Here is a 14998-nt window from a genome sequence, read left to right on the forward strand (position 1 = left end):
AGGACGAGGAGTGCGCAGATGACTGCCGAGTTGATGATCGGGACCGACCTCGCCGCCGAGATGGTGGCCAAGGCGGCGGAACGTGCTGCCGCGGTGCAGGAACGGTACGGCGTGCAGCCGTGCCTGGCGACCGTGCTCGTGGGCGACGACCCGGCGTCCGCGACGTACGTGCGGATGAAGCAGAACCGGTCGAAGAAGGCCGGGATCGCGTCCCGGAGCGTCGTCCTGTCGGCCGACACGACCACCGACGAGCTGGTCGCGGAGATCCGGAAGCTGTCCGAGGACCCGGAGGTGCACGGGATCCTGCTGCAGCACCCGGTGCCGGCGCAGATCGACGAGCGGGCCGCGTTCGAGGCGATCGACCCCGGCAAGGACGTCGACGGTGTGACCATGCTGTCGTTCGCGGCGATGGCCTTCGGTGATCCCGGGTTCCGGTCGGCCACACCCGGCGGGATCATGCGGCTGCTCGCGGCGTACGACGTACCGCTCGAGGGCGCGCACGCGGTCGTGATCGGCCGCAGCCCGATCCTCGGCAAGCCGGCCGGGATGTTGCTGCTGGCATCGAACGCGACGGTGACCTACGCGCACTCGCGGACCCGGGACCTGCCCGAGCTGGTCCGGACCGCGGACGTGGTGATCGCCGCGGTCGGCAAGGCCAACTTCGTCCGCGGTGACTGGCTGAAGCCGGGCGCGGTCGTGGTCGATGCCGGGTACAACGAGGGCAACGTCGGCGACGTGCACTTCGGGGAAGCGGCTGAGGTGGCTCGCCTGATCACGCCGGTCCCGGGCGGCGTCGGGCCGATGACGATCGCGCTCCTGCTCGAGCAGACGGTCGACGCCGCCGAGGCGCAGCTGGGTTAGCGGTCGCAGCCGCCGTCCTTGTCCGGGCGGGAGTGCGGCCGGGCGACGTCGTCGATGCCCTTGTAGGCGTACGGATCGGTCCCGGCGACCATCACGATGTCGCGGTAGTCGTGCTTGCCGACGTGTACGCCGGCCGGCACGGTCTGCCAGGGGAGCAGCGACTCGGCGCTCATGTAGTGGTTCGCGAGCGCCCGGCGGAGCCCGTGCCGGCCGGTGTTCGGCAGTGATCGGTGCAGTAGGTACCCGTTGAAGATCACTGCCGATCCGGCCGGTACTTCGACCGGGACGGCGTCGTCGTCGGAGTACGGGAAGTCGAACGCTTCGACCGTACAGTCGAAGCGGAGGTCGTCCTGCTCGCGATCGGGATAGAGGACACCACGGCGGTGCGAGCCCGGCAGCACCCACAGGCAGCCGTTCTCCACGGTGGCGTCGTCGAGCGCGATCCACGCGGCGGTCAGCGAGCGGTCCCTGGTCGGGATGAAGAACTCGTCCTGATGCCAGGCCTGCCCGGGCTTGCCTTCGGGCTTGATGAACAACATCGACTGCATCGCCTTGACGTTGGGCCCGATCACAGCGGTCAGGGTCTCGACCACGCGCGGCGCATGCAGTGCCGCCCGGGCAGCGTCGGATGCCTTGTGCGGATGGTGAATGCACAGGTGCCTGCGCAGTACATCCTCAGCGGGCTCGGTCGCCGGAGCGCGGCCGACGGTGCGGCACAGCTGCTCGGCCGCGGTGTGCAGCTCGGTCACCTCGTCGCGCGAGATGGCCTGATCGAGGACGACGAAGCCGTCCCGGTCGAAGGCCTCGACCAGCTCATCGGTGATCTCGGTGAAGTGCATCCAGCAACCGTCGCAGAGCACGCAGGACCGGCCAATGTCACGAACAAGCGCTTTACTATCTGTTCGTGACATCGCGACCGCCGGTGATCAGCGTGAACTCGCTGGTGCAGCTCGCGGACTACGCCCCCGGAGCGACGTACGGACCGCGCTGGCTGCCGAACTTCGAACTCCTCTGGATCCTCCACGGCTCCGCGCTCTGGCGGACCGAGGTGTACGACGACGTCGGGGTGCTGCAGACGACGGTCGAGCACGAGCTGCGGCCCGGAACGGTGGCGCTCGCGAAGCGCGGCAACCGGGACGCCTATATCTGGGACTGTGATCGCGGGTCGCGGCATGCGTACGTGCATTTCCAGATCGAGGACTTCGGCGAGCTCGGCGATCCCGCGGACTGGCCGCCTGTGCGGGCCATGTCCGAACCCGGTCTGCTCGCGGAGTTGTGCGCCTACACGCTGGAGCTCGCGACTGCGGCCGCGCCGGTGCGAGGCCTGAGCGATCGGCTCGTGGCGACGATGCTGGAGGTCTTCGTCGGCGATCCGACCGGCCCGCCACGTGCGGAGATGCCGGCGGCCGTCCAGCGCGTCGTCGACCATGTCGCGACCGTGTGGGCCACCGGCCCGCGCATCGTCCCGGTACAGGAATTGGCCGCCGCGGCAAACCTGTCCGCCGGACACCTGCACAGGCTCTTCCGGGAGCGGTACGGGTGCGGACCGGCGTACGCGCTGGATCTGGTCCGGCTGGCGCGCGCCGCCACGGCACTCCAGCGCACGAACGCGACGATCGGGGAGATCGCTTCCGGCTGCGGTTACAGCAACCCGTACCACTTCTCGCGCCGGTTCTCCCAGGCGTACGGCGACCCGCCAGGAGTGTTCCGGCGCCGTCGCCAGCTGTCGGATCCGCTCGCGCAGGTCCGGGCGGCCGGGTTGCTCCCGCTCGCCCGGCGGTTGCTGGAGAGCTGACGACCGAGCAGCATCCGAGACGGCTGTCCACTCCTTGACTACCCTGGCCTAGGGTTGGGACAACGAATCATCGAGGAGGCGAGCAAGTGGCGGTACGGGCGATCCGGGGTGCCACCCAGCTGGACGTGGACGAGCGCGAGCACCTGCTCGAGCGGTCCGCGGAGCTGGTGAAGGCGGTCCTGGAGGCGAACGATCTGGAGAACGAGGATCTGATCAGCATCCTGTTCACCGTCACGTCGGACCTGCGCTCGGAGTTCCCGGCCGTCGCCGGGCGGCAGATCGGGCTGACCGACGTACCGCTGATGTGCATGCAGGAGATCCCGGTGCCGCACGCGCTGCCGCGGGTGGTCCGGTTGATGGTGCACACCGAGTCGTCGCGCTCCCGGGACAAGATCCAGCACGTCTACCTGCACGGCGCGACCGCGCTCCGCCCAGATCTGACCGGCGCCCAGTGAGCGCCCGGTGAGCGAGCTCCGCGGCCCGGTCCGCATCGTCGGCACCGGCCTGATCGGTACGTCGATCGGCCTGGCGCTCGCCCGGCTCGGTGTGGTTGTGGAGCTCGTCGACGGGAACCCGGACAACGCCCTGATGGCCGAGCGGATCGGTGCGGGCTCGCGCCTGGTCCAGATCGAGCCGCAGCTGGTCGTGGTCGCCGTACCGCCGGACCACGTCGGCGCGGTGGTGGCCGAGCAGCTTGAGCAGACCGATGCGGTCGTGACGGATGCGGCCAGCGTGAAGTCCAAGCCGCTCGCCGACGCCCGCCGGCTCACCGGCGACCTCAGCCGGTACGTCGGCAGTCACCCGATGGCCGGCTCCGAGCGGAACGGTCCGCTCGCCGGACGTGCGGACCTGTTCGACGGCGCCACCTGGGCGATCACGCCGCACGACACGAGCAATCCCGACGCCGTCGACCTGGTACGCCGGCTTGCCGAGGCGGCCGGCGCTCGTACCGTCGAGATGTCGGTCGAGGACCACGACCTGGGCGTCGCCCGGGTGTCGCACCTGCCGCACCTGATGTCTGCGCTGGCTGCCGGGACGCTGGCCGATGCGCCGTCGTCACACCTCGAGCTGTCCGGTCAGGGCGTTCGTGACGTCACCCGGATCGCGGCCGGCGACCCCACGCTCTGGACCCAGATCGTGTCCGCGAACTCGGGTGCGCTGACCGGCCTGCTGGAGCAGATCCGCGGCGAGCTCGACCGCCTCCTCGTTGCCTTGGGCAAGGAAGAGGCCGGCGAGGAGCTGACCGCGATCCTCGGCCAGGGTGTCTCCGGCGCGGTCCGCGTGCCCGGCAAGCACGGTACGCCGCACATCGACCTGGTCACGGTCCTGGTGACGATCCCCGACCGCCCCGGTCAGCTGGCCAGGCTGTTCGCCGACGCCGCCGAGTCCGGCGCCAACGTCGAGGACCTGCGCATCGACCACAGCCCCGGCCGCCCGGTCGGTGAGGTCGAACTCGCCGTCAAACCGGCCTCCGTGGACCAGCTGGTCGACGTACTGACCGACCGCGGCTGGGTGGTCCACCGCTAATTCTGTCCCCGTGCGCGGGTAATCTTCGGGGCATGATCATCGCTGTGGACGGCCCGAGCGGCTCCGGTAAATCGAGCACCGCCCGCGGAGTGGCCACCCGGCTCGGACTGCGGTTCCTCGACACCGGGGCGACGTACCGGGCGGTGACCTGGTCCGCGGTCGAGCACGGGCTGGATCTGGACGACACCGCCGCGGTCGCGCAGCGGGCCCGGGAGCTGCGCCTGGAGATCAGCACCGACCCCGGCCACCAGTTCGTGATCGCCGACGGGACCGATGTCACCGCCGCGATCCGGGAGCCGCGGATCAGCGAGGTGGTCTCGAAGATCGCCACCAACCTGGACGTGCGCAAGGAGCTGATCCGCCGGCAGCGGGCGATCATCGACGACGCGCAGCCGAGCGGCGGGATCGTGGTCGAGGGCCGCGACATCGCCACCGTGGTCGCGACGGACGCCGAGCTGAAGGTGCTGCTGACCGCCGACCAGGAGGCCCGGATGGCCCGCCGCGGCGCCGAGGTCGGCTCGTTGACCGCCGAGCAGTTGCGGGACCAGATCATCCGGCGCGACGCCGACGACTCGACCGTGTCGGAGTTCCAGGTCGCGTCCGACGGCGCTGTCACGATCGACTCGACGTACATGACCCTCGACGAGGTCATCGACGTGATCAGCCGACTGGCAAAGGAGACTGTCCCTCAAGGCCAGGACCGATGACGGCGGAGGTCACCGGGCACAAGGATCTGCCCCGCACCGACGATCTGCCGCCGTTGCCGTACCGGTTGGCGCTGCCGATGCGGATGCTCGCGAAGCCGTACTTCCTGCGCAAGTACAACCTGACCATCCACCACGAGGACCGGTTCCCGCTGACCGGCCCGCTGCTGATGACGCCGAACCATCTGAGCCTGCTGGACGCGCCGCTGCTCGGCGCTGTCGCCCCGCGGATGCTCCACCAGCTCGGCAAGATCGAGGTCTTCGGCGGTCTCCAGGGCGCGTTCCTGCGCCGGATCGGCCAGATCCCGGTCGACCGGTCGGCGTACGACGTACTCGCGGTCCGGCGCTCGATCCAGGTGCTGCGGGACGGCCGGGTGCTGAACATCTACCCGGAAGGCACCCGCGGACCGGGCGATTTCAGCCGGATCCGGATCGGCGTCGCGTACCTGGCCATGGTGACCGGCGCCCCGATCCTGCCCGTGGCGCTGATGGGGACGCGGCTGCCGCTGGGGAGCGTGGAGGGTCATCCGCCGTCCGGGAGCCGGGTCGACGTCGTGTACGGCGAGCCCTTCACGATTGAGCGCGTACCCTTTCCTAGGAGACATTCCGACGTACAGGCGGTTGCCGACCACATCGGCGACGTGCTGCGCGCCCATGTGAAGGCGGCCGTCGAAGAAACCGGCCACCCGCTTCCGGGCTGGCGAGACCCGAAGGACCCTGATGACTGACCTGCCCACCGAAGTACCGACGCACGAGCGCGAAGACACCGGGCCGCTGCCCGTGCTCGCGATCGTCGGGCGGCCGAACGTGGGCAAGTCCACGCTGGTCAACCGCATCATCGGCCGCCGCGAGGCGGTCGTCGAGGACACCCCGGGCGTGACCCGGGACCGCGTGTCGTACGACGCCAACTGGGCCGGCCGTGAGTTCACGGTCGTCGACACCGGCGGCTGGGACCCGGACGCGGTCGGCATGGCCGCGCTGGTCGCCGCCCAGGCGGAGGTCGCGATCAACGCCGCCGACGCGGTCCTGTTCGTGGTCGACGCCGTGGTCGGGATCACCGACGCCGACGAGGCCGTGGTCCGGGTGCTGCGGAAGTCCGGCAAGCCCGTCGTACTCGCCGCGAACAAGGTCGACGACCAGCGCGTCGAGTCCGAGGCGATGAACCTGTGGAGCCTCGGGATCGGCGAGCCGTTCCCGGTCTCCGCGATGCACGGCCGCGGCACCGGCGACATGCTGGACGCCGTCCTCGCGGCCCTGCCCGAGGCGCCGCCCGAGCGCGACGGCGAGCTCGGCGGACCGCGCCGGGTCGCGATCGTCGGCAAGCCGAACGTCGGCAAATCCTCGCTGCTGAACAAGGTCGCCAAAGAGGACCGGGTCGTCGTCAGCGACGTCGCGGGTACGACGGTGGACCCGGTCGACGAGCTGATCACGCTCGGCGGCAAGGAGTGGCGGTTCATCGACACCGCCGGCATCCGGCGCAAGGTGAAGAACTCCCAGGGCCACGAGTACTACGCGTCGCTGCGGACCAACGCGGCGATCGAGCGGGCCGAGGTGGTCGTGGTCGTCATCGACGCCTCGCAGTCGATCACCGAGCAGGACCTGCGGATCATGAACGCGGTCGAGGAAGCCGGCAAGGCGCTGGTGATCGCTTACAACAAGTGGGACCTGATGGACGACGAGCGGCGCTACTACCTGGAGCGCGAGATCGACCGCGACCTGGTGCAGTTCCGCTGGGCGCCGCGGGTGAACATCAGCGCACTCACCGGCTGGCACATGGAGAAGCTGGTGCCCGCGATCGAGGCGGCGCTCGAGGGCTGGCAGACCCGGGTCCCGACCGGCCAGCTGAACGCGTTCCTCGGTCGGCTGGTTGCCGCGCACCCGCACCCGGTCCGCTCCGGCAAGCAGCCGAAGATCCTGTTCGGCACCCAGGCCACGACGATGCCGCCGACCTTCGCGATCTTCACCTCGGGTCAGATCGAGGCGTCGTACCAGCGCTTCATCGAACGCCGCCTCCGCGAAGACTTCGGCTTCGTCGGCAGCCCCGTCCACGTCCAAATCCGAGCCCGCCAAAAGAACAAGAAACGCTGAACGAGGCCTGGTCAGAGCAGCCCTCCGAATGGGGTATGGTTTACCCCGGTTCGGTCTTCGGAACGAGCCGGCGGGCTGTGGCCTAGCTTGGTTAGGGCGCGTGTCTGGGGGACACGAGATCCCGAGTTCAAATCTCGGCAGCCCGACCGCCATGAGGGGCACCGATTCTGTCGGTGCCCCTCACTACGTTTGCCCCCGTGGACGAAACGCGAGATCGACTACGGTGGAGCGACGACGAGCTGCGGCAGGCGGTGAGGAGCAGCGCCTCGTGGCGTGCGGTTGCCCGCACCCTCGGTTTGAAGGACACGTCTGCGGCGACGCCGCGGCGGCATGCAGCGCGGTTGAAGCTGGACACCTCACACTTCACCGGGCAGCGACGCTGGACCGATGAACAGCTGCGTGAAGCCGTGGCGGCGGCGAGCTGTTGGGCGGATGTCATTAGCGCGCTGGGAATCGTCGACAACGGAGCAGAGCGAGTCCGGATCAAGGGCCATGCCGTCAGACTGAGTCTGGACTGCAGCCATCTGAGGTCGCCGCACGCCAAGCCAGACCCGGACGAGGTATTCGACGAGCCGGTCCGGCCGGAGATGCTTCGCTACTCGGCCGCGGCGTTGGCGATGGCCTGGTTCACCTTGCGTGGATGCGCAGTCGCGCTGCCGATCGAGCCCCAAGAGTATGACCTCCTGGTGACGACCTCGAGCGGTATCCAGCGCGTTCAGGTGAAGTCCTGCGCGGCCCGCAACGCACGCGGCTATTGGGACGTCGGCATCGGTCGCCGGCCGTACGTTCTGGACAAGTCCGCCGGAAAGATGCCGTACGATCCCGACACGATCGACTTGTTCTTCATCGTTCTCGGCGACGGCAGCATCTATGTGATCCCGAGCTCTGTCCTAGCCGGCCGAGTAAGCATTTCGGCCGAGAGTTACACGCCGTACCGCGTGGGCGATGCATCGAGCTTGTTGCGTAATGGGGCATCAGCACCTGCCGATGCCCCAGGCGGCGTGTCAGCGTACGCTCGCGAGTTCCTTGGGCTCCGTGGGTTCGACCCGGAGGGTTTCGCCTTCGATGTCTACGCGCGGGGTGATGCGGTCTAGCCAGCGGGGGAACCACCAGGCTCGGTCGCCTAGGAGGCTGAGGATGGCAGGGACCAGGGTCATGCGGACCACGAAGGCGTCGATCAGGACGCCGATTGTGAGGCCGAAGCCGATTGCCTTGATGATCGGGTCCTCGACCAGGATGAAGCCGGCGAAGACCGACGCCATGATCAGCGCGGCGGCGGTGACGACGCGGGCGCCGTGGCCGAGGCCCTGGACGGTCGCGTCGTTCGCGCGCCGGCCGTGGACGAACTCCTCCCGGACGCGGGACACGATGAACACCTCGTAGTCCATCGCGAGCCCGAACAGGATGCCCATCATGATGATCGGCAGGAAGCTCACCAGCGGACCGGGGGAGTCGATCCCGACCAGCTTCGCCAGGTGGCCCTGCTGGAACACCGCGACCGTGATGCCGAATGTCGCCCCGATCGTCAGCACGAACCCGAGTGTCGCCTTCAACGGCACCAGCACCGACCGGAACGCCAGCAGCAACAGCAGGAACGACAACCCGATCACCACGAACAGGTACGTCGGCAGCGCGTCGGACAGCTTGTTCGACACGTCGATCCCGACCGCCGTGTTCCCGGTCACCGAGATGCTCGCGTCACCCGTGGCGAGCGGCTTCACCGCGGAGCGTAGGTTCTTGACCAGCTCGGAGGTCTCCTCGCTGGCCGGTCCGCTCTTCGGGATCACCTGCAGCAACCGCGTCGTACCGTCCTGGCTTGCCGCCGCGGGCTGCGCGGCGACGACGTCGGGAAGGCCCTGCGCCTTGCCCAGCACCTGCTGTGCCAGCGCGTTCGAGGTCGCCGGGTCATTGCTCTGCACAACGACCACGAGCGGCCCGTTCGCGCCCGGCCCGAACGCGGCCGCGGTCATGTCGTACGCGACCCGCTGGTTGGTGCCGGCGGCCGCCGACGCACCATCCGGCAGCGCGAGCTGCATGTCCTTCACCGGGATCGCCAGGAACCCGAGCCCGATGATGCCGACAGCAACGATCGGCACCCGCAGCCGGGTCACCAGCCGGCCCCAGCGGAAACCGAACCCCTCCTTGTGCACGGCCGCGGTCGGTGCCTTCCGCAACTTCCGCGGCAGCACCCGGTTCCCGACGAAGCCGAGCAGCGCCGGCAGCAGCGTCAACGCGACCAGTACGGCGGTCAGCACCGTCGCCGCGGCAGCCAGCCCCATCGCGGTAAGGAACGGCACCCCGACCACCGACAGCCCGGCCAGCGCGATCACCACGGTCGCTCCGGCGAACAGCACCGCCGACCCGGCCGTCGCGGTCGCCCGCGCGACGGACTCCTCCGGATCCATCCCTTCACCCAGCTGCGACCGGTGTCGCGAGCTGATGAACAACGAGTAGTCGATCCCGACCGCGAGCCCGAGCATCAACGCGAGAATCGGCGCCGTCGACGAGACATCGGTGAACGCGGTCACGATGAACAGACCGGCCATCCCGGCCAGTACGCCGAGCAGCGCCGTCACCAGCGTCATCCCGGCGGCGACGAGGGACCCGAACGTGACGACCAGGACCACGGCCGCCACCGCGACCCCGATCACCTCGGTCGCGCCGATCTCGGGGACCCCGGCCTTGATCTGCCCGCCCGGGACGACCTTGAGATCGCCCGAGCTCAGTCCGCTCAGACCGTCGTACCCATCGACGCTCTCGTGGGACAGCTCGTCGGCCGGCTTGTCGAACTGGACGCTGATGAGTCCCGTCGTACCGTCCGGGCTGATCGCCTTGCTGGTGAACGGGTCGATCGCAGCGATCACCTCGGGCACCTTGGCGACCTTGGCGACTGTCGCGCCGACCGCGGCCTTCACGGTCGGGTCCGCGAGCGTCTTGCCCTCGGGCGCCTTCACGACGACCGTGGACGACGCGCCGCTCGCGGCCGGCAGCTCCTGCTTGAGGGCGTCGAGCGCCCGCTGCGACTCGGTGCCCGGGATCGAGAACGTGTTCGCGGTCTTGCCGCCCAGCGTCAACGCGCCGACACCCAGCAGGACGAGGAACAGCGCCCAGACGGCGGCCACGAGCCGCCTGCGCTGGTAGGAGAACCGGCCGAGCCGGTACAGCAGATTGGCCATCGGGAAGTGCATCCGTTCGGGTCGGTACGGCGTACGGGCAGAGGTGATCGTCCGCCGGGCCGGCGGAGGGCGGGGTCGGTTCTCAGGTGCGGCGGAGCAGTCTCCGCAGGGCGATGTCGCAGAGTCTTCGGAGGTCGTCGTCGGTACGCTCCCCGGAGTGCCGGCACTCGCCGAGCAGACCGTTGATCGCGAACTTCGCCAGATCGTGCTCGAGCGGGTCGTCCGAGCCGGCCATGTACTCCGTCAGGCGCATACCGTCGGCGACGAGCTGCCCGACCTCGGGCATCTGCTCGATCACCGGAAGGATGTCCTGCAGTACGTCGACCACGCCGCGGTGCACGACGGCGAGATCGATGAAGCGCTGGATCGCGAGCTCCTGCGCCTCGGCGCGGGAGAGCTCGGCGGCAGCCTTGACGAGCTCGGCGACATCGGCCGCGGCGGGCTCGAGGACGGCCGCGAGGACAGCGGGCTTGCCGCTGAAGTGGTACAGCACCGTCGCCTTCGAGCAGCCGGCCGCGGTCGCGATGTCCTGCAGTGACGTCGCGTTGTAGCCGGCGGCCTGGAACAGGCCCATCGCCTGCCGGACGATCTCGCGTCTGGTCCGCTCCCGGGCGGGGGTGGTGACTGCCATATCAGCATCTTCGCTGACCGATCGGCCAGTTTTCAACCGATCGGTCAGGATTGTGGTCCGGTTCACGGACTGGGCTTGAGTTTGCTTGCGGTGTAATCCTGTAATTCAGGAGGCATGACGATGGCGGACGAGATTGCTGGGGACGACGTACTGGATGCCTACTCCCGAGTGGTCTCGGGCGTGGCCGAACACCTGATCCCGCGGGTCGCGAGCCTGCGGATCCACAGCCGGCGCGGCGACTCGTCCGGCTCCGGCGTGGTGCTGACCGGCGACGGTCACCTGCTCACGAACGCGCACGTGGTCGGCGACGGCTCCGAGGCTTCCGCGGAGTTCGCCGACGGTACGACGGCACAGGCCCGCGTCGTCGGCGTCGACCGGCTGTCCGATCTCGCCGTACTGCGGGCCGACCGCGAGATCCCGGATCCGCCGGAGTACGGCGACGCGGACCACCTGAAGGTCGGGAACCTGGTGGTTGCCGTGGGCAACCCGCTCGGCCTGGCCGGGAGCGTGACCGCCGGCGTGGTGAGTGCCCTGGGCCGCTCGCTGCCGGTGCGGAGCGGTTCGGCGCAGCGGATCATCGAGGACGTCATCCAGACCGACGCGGCGCTCAACCCGGGCAACTCCGGGGGAGCGCTGGCCGACGGCAACGGCCGCGTGATCGGCATCAACACCGCGGTAGCCGGCATCGGCCTCGGCCTCGCCGTCCCGATCAACCCGACAACTCGCCGGATCATCTACTCGCTACTCCACGACGGCCGCGTACGCCGTGCGTACCTCGGCCTGGTGACCACACCCGCACCGCTTCGCCCGTCACTCGCAGAACGATTCGACCAGCGGACAGCCCTCCGGGTCGTCGAGGTAATCCCAGCGAGCCCGGCCGCCGCCGCGGGCCTCCGCCAAGGAGATCTGGTGCTGGCGGTCGACGGCGTACCACTCAGGGATGCGCAGTCCCTGCAACGTCAACTGTTCGAGGACGCGATCGCCCGCCGTACGGAGATCACCGCGATCAGGAACGACGCCCTGGTCGACGTGATCGCCTATCCCGCCGAGCTGACTGATCGCTAGCGCGGAAGGAAGTCGTCCGGGGCGACGGCCGCTCGTCGGCGCGCGCCGCCGCGGATGCCGTACGAGTCGAGCATCAGCTCGGCCGTCTCGCGCAGGTCGAGCCGGTCGAGGTAGCACCAGCAGGTGATCCTGTACTGGAAGGCCTGCACGTACGGGAACACGTCGGGGCGCGCGGCGAGTTCGGGGCCGGCGTTCATGTCGCCCGTCCAGACCTGCAGCAGCTCGCGCCCGTCGTCGTCCCAGCGGAGACGTGTGAACTGATGGCGGCCCGCGTACCAGGCCGGGGAGCCCTCGTGCGCCTCGCCGAGGCGAGCGTCGGGCAGCCGGCCGGCCAGCTCGCAGACGTCCTGCCAGGTCGCCATCGTCGCCTACAGTCCGGCCCGGAGGAGTACGCAGGTGCCGGGCTCGAGCGGAGCGCCCGGGAAGACGAAGTCGCGGGTGACCTCGGTGAACCCGAAGTTCTCATGGAGGTCGCGGATCGCGCCGTTCGACAGGTTGACGAAGGTGTAGACCTCACCGGCCCGCTCCGTGACCCACCGGATCCGGTCCCGCGTCAGCAACTCGCCGATCCCGGACCGCCGCCGGTCCGGCGACACAATGAGCCCGATCAGGTAGTACCCGGTCGGAGCCGTTGTGGGCGGGTCGGCGGGGGACAGCTCGTGGTGGATCACCCCGCCGTACCCGACGACCTCGTCGCCGACGACCGCCACCGCGATGTACCGCTCGGGGTCCTCGAGGTCGGCGTGCAGCCGGTTGCGGCGCTCGGCCGCAGACCCGCCGGTCCGCGTGACGATCAGCTCGGCACAGGCCTGGAGATCTGCAGGCACGGCGGGCCGTACTCCGACCTCGACCGCCTGCCGGCCGACACCGGGCTGGTATTCGGCGAATCCGCTCATGGGCCCAGCCTAGGATCACCCGGGTGGACGAGCTGATGCGAGAGGTCGACGAACTGTACGAGCGGGCCGTCTTCAACGGCGAGCACGACGGGCTGCCCGCCGCGGACCGTGCTCTCGACCTGGTCGAGGCGCACCTGCTTCTGCAGCGTGGCCGGATCCTGCACTGTCGTTACCTGGACTCGCGCGTCGAGCAGCCGGAAGAGCTTCCAGCCTTCGAGCGCTCGGCCGACATCTTTCGCGCCGCGGGCGACCGGCGTGGTGAGGCCGAGGCGCTGTTCTGGATCGGATGCTTCCATCAGGTCGTCCGTGACGACAACCACGCCGCACTGCCGTCCCTGACGGCCGCGGCCGACCTGTCCCGCGCGACCGGCGAGCAGCTGACGCTGTCGTATGCGCTTCGTCATCTCGGCATCGCTGCGCACGTCGCCGGCGACTACGACCAGGCTCGTGTGCTCCTGGAGGAGTCGACGGATCTGCGCCGCGCCCTCGGATTCACCGCGGGAGTCGCGGCGAATCTCGTCGGTCTGATCTACCTCGCATTGGCCCAGGACCGTCCGGGCGATGCGGCGAAGCTGGCGACCGAGGCTGCCGAGCTGGCAGCCTCGGTCGGGGCTGTGAAGATCGTGGAGCAGATCGAGGCGGCGCGGGCTCGCCTCGGGTGATTCCGGACTACCAGCCGCGCTCACGCCACTCGGCGAGGTGCGGGCGCTCGGTGCCGAGGGTGGTGTCGGAGCCGTGGCCGGGGTAGACCCAGGTCTCGTCGGGGAGTTCGTTGAAGAGCTTGGTCTCGACGTCGTTGATGAGCGACGTGAACCGCTCCGCGTCGTCCTGGGTGTTGCCGACGCCACCGGGGAACAGCGAGTCGCCGGTGAACAGGTGCGGCGCGCCGTCCGGGTCGTCGTACACCAAGGCGATCGAGCCGGGGGTGTGGCCGACGAGGTGGATCACGCGCAGGCTGCACCGGCCGACGGCGATGTGGTCGCCGTCGTCGACGAGCTGGTCGGTCGGGACCGGGATGCCCTCGGCGTCGTACCGCCCGGCGACGGTGGTGGCGCCGGTGCGCGCGACGACCTCGGCCAGCGCGACCCAGTGGTCCTGGTGGCGGTGCGTGGTGACGACGCGCGCGAGGCCGCCGTCGCCGATCAGCTGGAGCAGCGTGTCCGCGTCGTTCGCGGCGTCGATCAGGACCTGCTCGTCGGTCTGGCGGCAACGCAGCAGGTAGGCGTTGTTGTCCATCGGTCCGACGGCGACCTTGGTGATCATCAACTGCGCCAGCTCGTGGGTCTGGGCCGGTCCGCCGACCTTGACGTTCCCGTGGTACTCCGGCATGCGCCCTCTCCTCTGGAGATCAGTTCCCTGGATGTCGGTGATACAGCCGATCCTCGCACTGCCGGAGCGCCGCGAGGCACCCGGCCCGTGCTAGATTCGTGCGAAAGCGCGAGCCTAGTTCCTAGGCTGGGGCGCAACGGCGCAGACCGCCGAAAGGGCAAGGCCCACCTACTCCGGTTCATTCCTGGGAAGGACGCCATGCCTGTACTCGAGACGTACAAGAAGCAAGCCAAGCAACTTCTGCGCTGGCACCACGACGGCAACCACTCGGTCGGTGGGCGCATCCGCCAACTGCCGCGGTACCGCGATGTGGCGGATCACGACGTGCTCGCGCTGAACTTCAAGCTGACGGAAGCGCAGGAGGTCATCGCGCTCGAGGCCGGCTTCGACAGTTGGTCCGCGCTGAGGGCGGCCGTCGAGGACGCCTCGCCGCAACCGGCCGAGGCTCCGGAGCCCGTCCGGCTCGAGGCTGCGCGGCCGGTCCTGTTCGTTCGCGACGTTCAGGCGGCCGCCGGGTTCTATCGCGATCGCCTCGGGTTCGGGGTCGACTTCCTGCACGGGCACCCGGCGTTCTACGGCTCGGTGTCGCGTGACGGCGCCACCTTGCACCTGCGGCTCGTGCACGAGCCGGTCCTCACTGCCGGCGCCGCGCGCGAGGAAGCGGTCGTGATGGCCTTCATCGAAGTCCGCAACGTGAAGGAGTTGTACGCGGAGTACCTCGCGGCGGGAGTGGAGCCTGCCCAGAAGCTGACCAAGCAGGCCTGGGGCGGCACCGACTTCATCGTGCGCGATCCGGACGGCAACACGGTCGCCTTCGTCGGCTGACCGGAAGTTCTGCGACCCTGACAGCGCGGGCTGTCAGGGCCGCTCCCGGCGATCGAATATACTTTCGAAGCGCCCCGCGGACAGAGCACTGGATCCGGCGG

At 69.4% G+C, this 14998-nt stretch carries 17 protein-coding genes and 1 tRNA gene; 12 read left to right on the forward strand and 6 right to left on the reverse strand.

The genetic code is table 11. The annotated features are described in order from the left end of the window. Positions 1-18: 18 nt before the first annotated feature. Positions 19-861, forward strand: coding sequence for a bifunctional 5,10-methylenetetrahydrofolate dehydrogenase/5,10-methenyltetrahydrofolate cyclohydrolase (locus ABT313_RS20330; protein WP_350855794.1), 843 nt, complete (start codon positions 19-21; stop codon positions 859-861). Here ABT313_RS20330 and ABT313_RS20335 read toward each other — a convergent pair. Then, on the reverse strand, positions 858-1700 hold the full coding sequence (locus ABT313_RS20335; RefSeq protein WP_350855797.1) for a phytanoyl-CoA dioxygenase family protein: 843 nt from the start codon (positions 1698-1700) through the stop codon (positions 858-860). The genes ABT313_RS20330 and ABT313_RS20335 overlap by 4 nt on opposite strands. Positions 1701-1765: 65 nt before the next feature. Between ABT313_RS20335 and ABT313_RS20340 the strand changes: the two genes are divergently transcribed. The 8 genes from ABT313_RS20340 to ABT313_RS20375 all read left to right on the forward strand — a co-directional run bounded on the left by ABT313_RS20340 (position 1766) and on the right by ABT313_RS20375 (position 8069). After that, complete coding sequence (locus ABT313_RS20340) at positions 1766-2656, forward strand: helix-turn-helix domain-containing protein (protein WP_350855799.1); 891 nt, start codon at positions 1766-1768, stop codon at positions 2654-2656. A gap of 86 nt (positions 2657-2742) precedes the next feature. Then, a complete protein-coding gene (gene aroH / locus ABT313_RS20345) occupies positions 2743-3111 on the forward strand; it encodes a chorismate mutase (RefSeq protein ID WP_350855802.1) in 369 nt (122 codons plus the stop codon). 7 nt (positions 3112-3118) lie between these two features. After that, positions 3119-4183 (forward strand): prephenate dehydrogenase, encoded by a 1065-nt coding sequence (locus ABT313_RS20350; RefSeq protein ID WP_350855805.1) that lies wholly within the window; start codon positions 3119-3121, stop codon positions 4181-4183. Positions 4184-4215: 32 nt separating this feature from the next. Further along, the gene (cmk, locus tag ABT313_RS20355) at positions 4216-4890 is read left to right on the forward strand and encodes a (d)CMP kinase (RefSeq protein WP_350855808.1); all 675 of its coding nucleotides are present in this window, start codon (positions 4216-4218) and stop codon (positions 4888-4890) included. Beyond that, positions 4887-5615: a lysophospholipid acyltransferase family protein gene (locus tag ABT313_RS20360; protein ID WP_350855811.1), complete on the forward strand. Its 729-nt coding sequence runs from the start codon at positions 4887-4889 to the stop codon at positions 5613-5615. Before cmk ends, ABT313_RS20360 begins: the two co-directional genes overlap by 4 nt. Next, positions 5608-6975, forward strand: coding sequence for a ribosome biogenesis GTPase Der (der, locus tag ABT313_RS20365; protein ID WP_350855814.1), 1368 nt, complete (start codon positions 5608-5610; stop codon positions 6973-6975). The genes ABT313_RS20360 and der overlap by 8 nt, the downstream gene beginning before the upstream one ends. 71 nt (positions 6976-7046) lie before the next feature. Next, positions 7047-7121: transfer RNA gene (locus tag ABT313_RS20370), tRNA-Pro, on the forward strand. Between the two features lie 51 nt (positions 7122-7172). Continuing rightward, entirely contained in the window at positions 7173-8069 is an 897-nt protein-coding gene (locus ABT313_RS20375; protein WP_350855817.1) for a group I intron-associated PD-(D/E)XK endonuclease, read from the forward strand. Here ABT313_RS20375 and ABT313_RS20380 read toward each other — a convergent pair. Together ABT313_RS20380 and ABT313_RS20385 are read right to left on the reverse strand one after the other, a co-directional pair. Then, on the reverse strand, positions 7980-10151 hold the full coding sequence (locus ABT313_RS20380) for an MMPL family transporter (RefSeq protein WP_350855820.1): 2172 nt from the start codon (positions 10149-10151) through the stop codon (positions 7980-7982). The two genes, ABT313_RS20375 and ABT313_RS20380, sit on opposite strands and share 90 nt — an antisense overlap. A gap of 82 nt (positions 10152-10233) precedes the next feature. Continuing rightward, positions 10234-10782, reverse strand: coding sequence for a TetR/AcrR family transcriptional regulator (locus ABT313_RS20385; protein ID WP_350855823.1), 549 nt, complete (start codon positions 10780-10782; stop codon positions 10234-10236). 114 nt (positions 10783-10896) lie between these two features. Here ABT313_RS20385 and ABT313_RS20390 point away from each other — a divergent pair, with 114 nt between their 5' ends. Continuing rightward, on the forward strand, positions 10897-11847 hold the full coding sequence (locus tag ABT313_RS20390; protein ID WP_350855826.1) for a S1C family serine protease: 951 nt from the start codon (positions 10897-10899) through the stop codon (positions 11845-11847). Here the strand turns inward: ABT313_RS20390 and ABT313_RS20395 are convergent. After that, positions 11844-12209 carry a hypothetical protein gene (locus ABT313_RS20395; protein ID WP_350855829.1) on the reverse strand — a complete coding sequence of 122 codons (366 nt, stop codon included), beginning with the start codon at positions 12207-12209 and terminating at the stop codon, positions 11844-11846. The two genes, ABT313_RS20390 and ABT313_RS20395, sit on opposite strands and share 4 nt — an antisense overlap. 6 nt (positions 12210-12215) lie before the next feature. Then, complete coding sequence (locus ABT313_RS20400; protein WP_350855832.1) at positions 12216-12743, reverse strand: GNAT family N-acetyltransferase; 528 nt, start codon at positions 12741-12743, stop codon at positions 12216-12218. Positions 12744-12766: 23 nt separating this feature from the next. On the opposite strand from ABT313_RS20400, the gene ABT313_RS20405 reads away from it, so the two are divergent. Then, the gene (locus ABT313_RS20405; protein WP_350855834.1) at positions 12767-13405 is read left to right on the forward strand and encodes a tetratricopeptide repeat protein; all 639 of its coding nucleotides are present in this window, start codon (positions 12767-12769) and stop codon (positions 13403-13405) included. Positions 13406-13412: 7 nt separating this feature from the next. Here ABT313_RS20405 and ABT313_RS20410 read toward each other — a convergent pair whose 3' ends face one another. Further along, positions 13413-14072, reverse strand: a complete 660-nt coding sequence (locus ABT313_RS20410) for an MBL fold metallo-hydrolase (protein WP_350855837.1) — start codon at positions 14070-14072, stop codon at positions 13413-13415. Between the two features lie 198 nt (positions 14073-14270). Here ABT313_RS20410 and ABT313_RS20415 point away from each other — a divergent pair, with 198 nt between their 5' ends. Continuing rightward, positions 14271-14897 (forward strand): bleomycin resistance protein, encoded by a 627-nt coding sequence (locus tag ABT313_RS20415; protein WP_350855840.1) that lies wholly within the window; start codon positions 14271-14273, stop codon positions 14895-14897. Positions 14898-14998 lie beyond the last annotated feature (101 nt).

It is taken from the genome of Kribbella sp. NPDC000426 (assembly GCF_040300265.1).
Taxonomy (GTDB): Bacteria; Actinomycetota; Actinomycetes; order Propionibacteriales; family Kribbellaceae; genus Kribbella.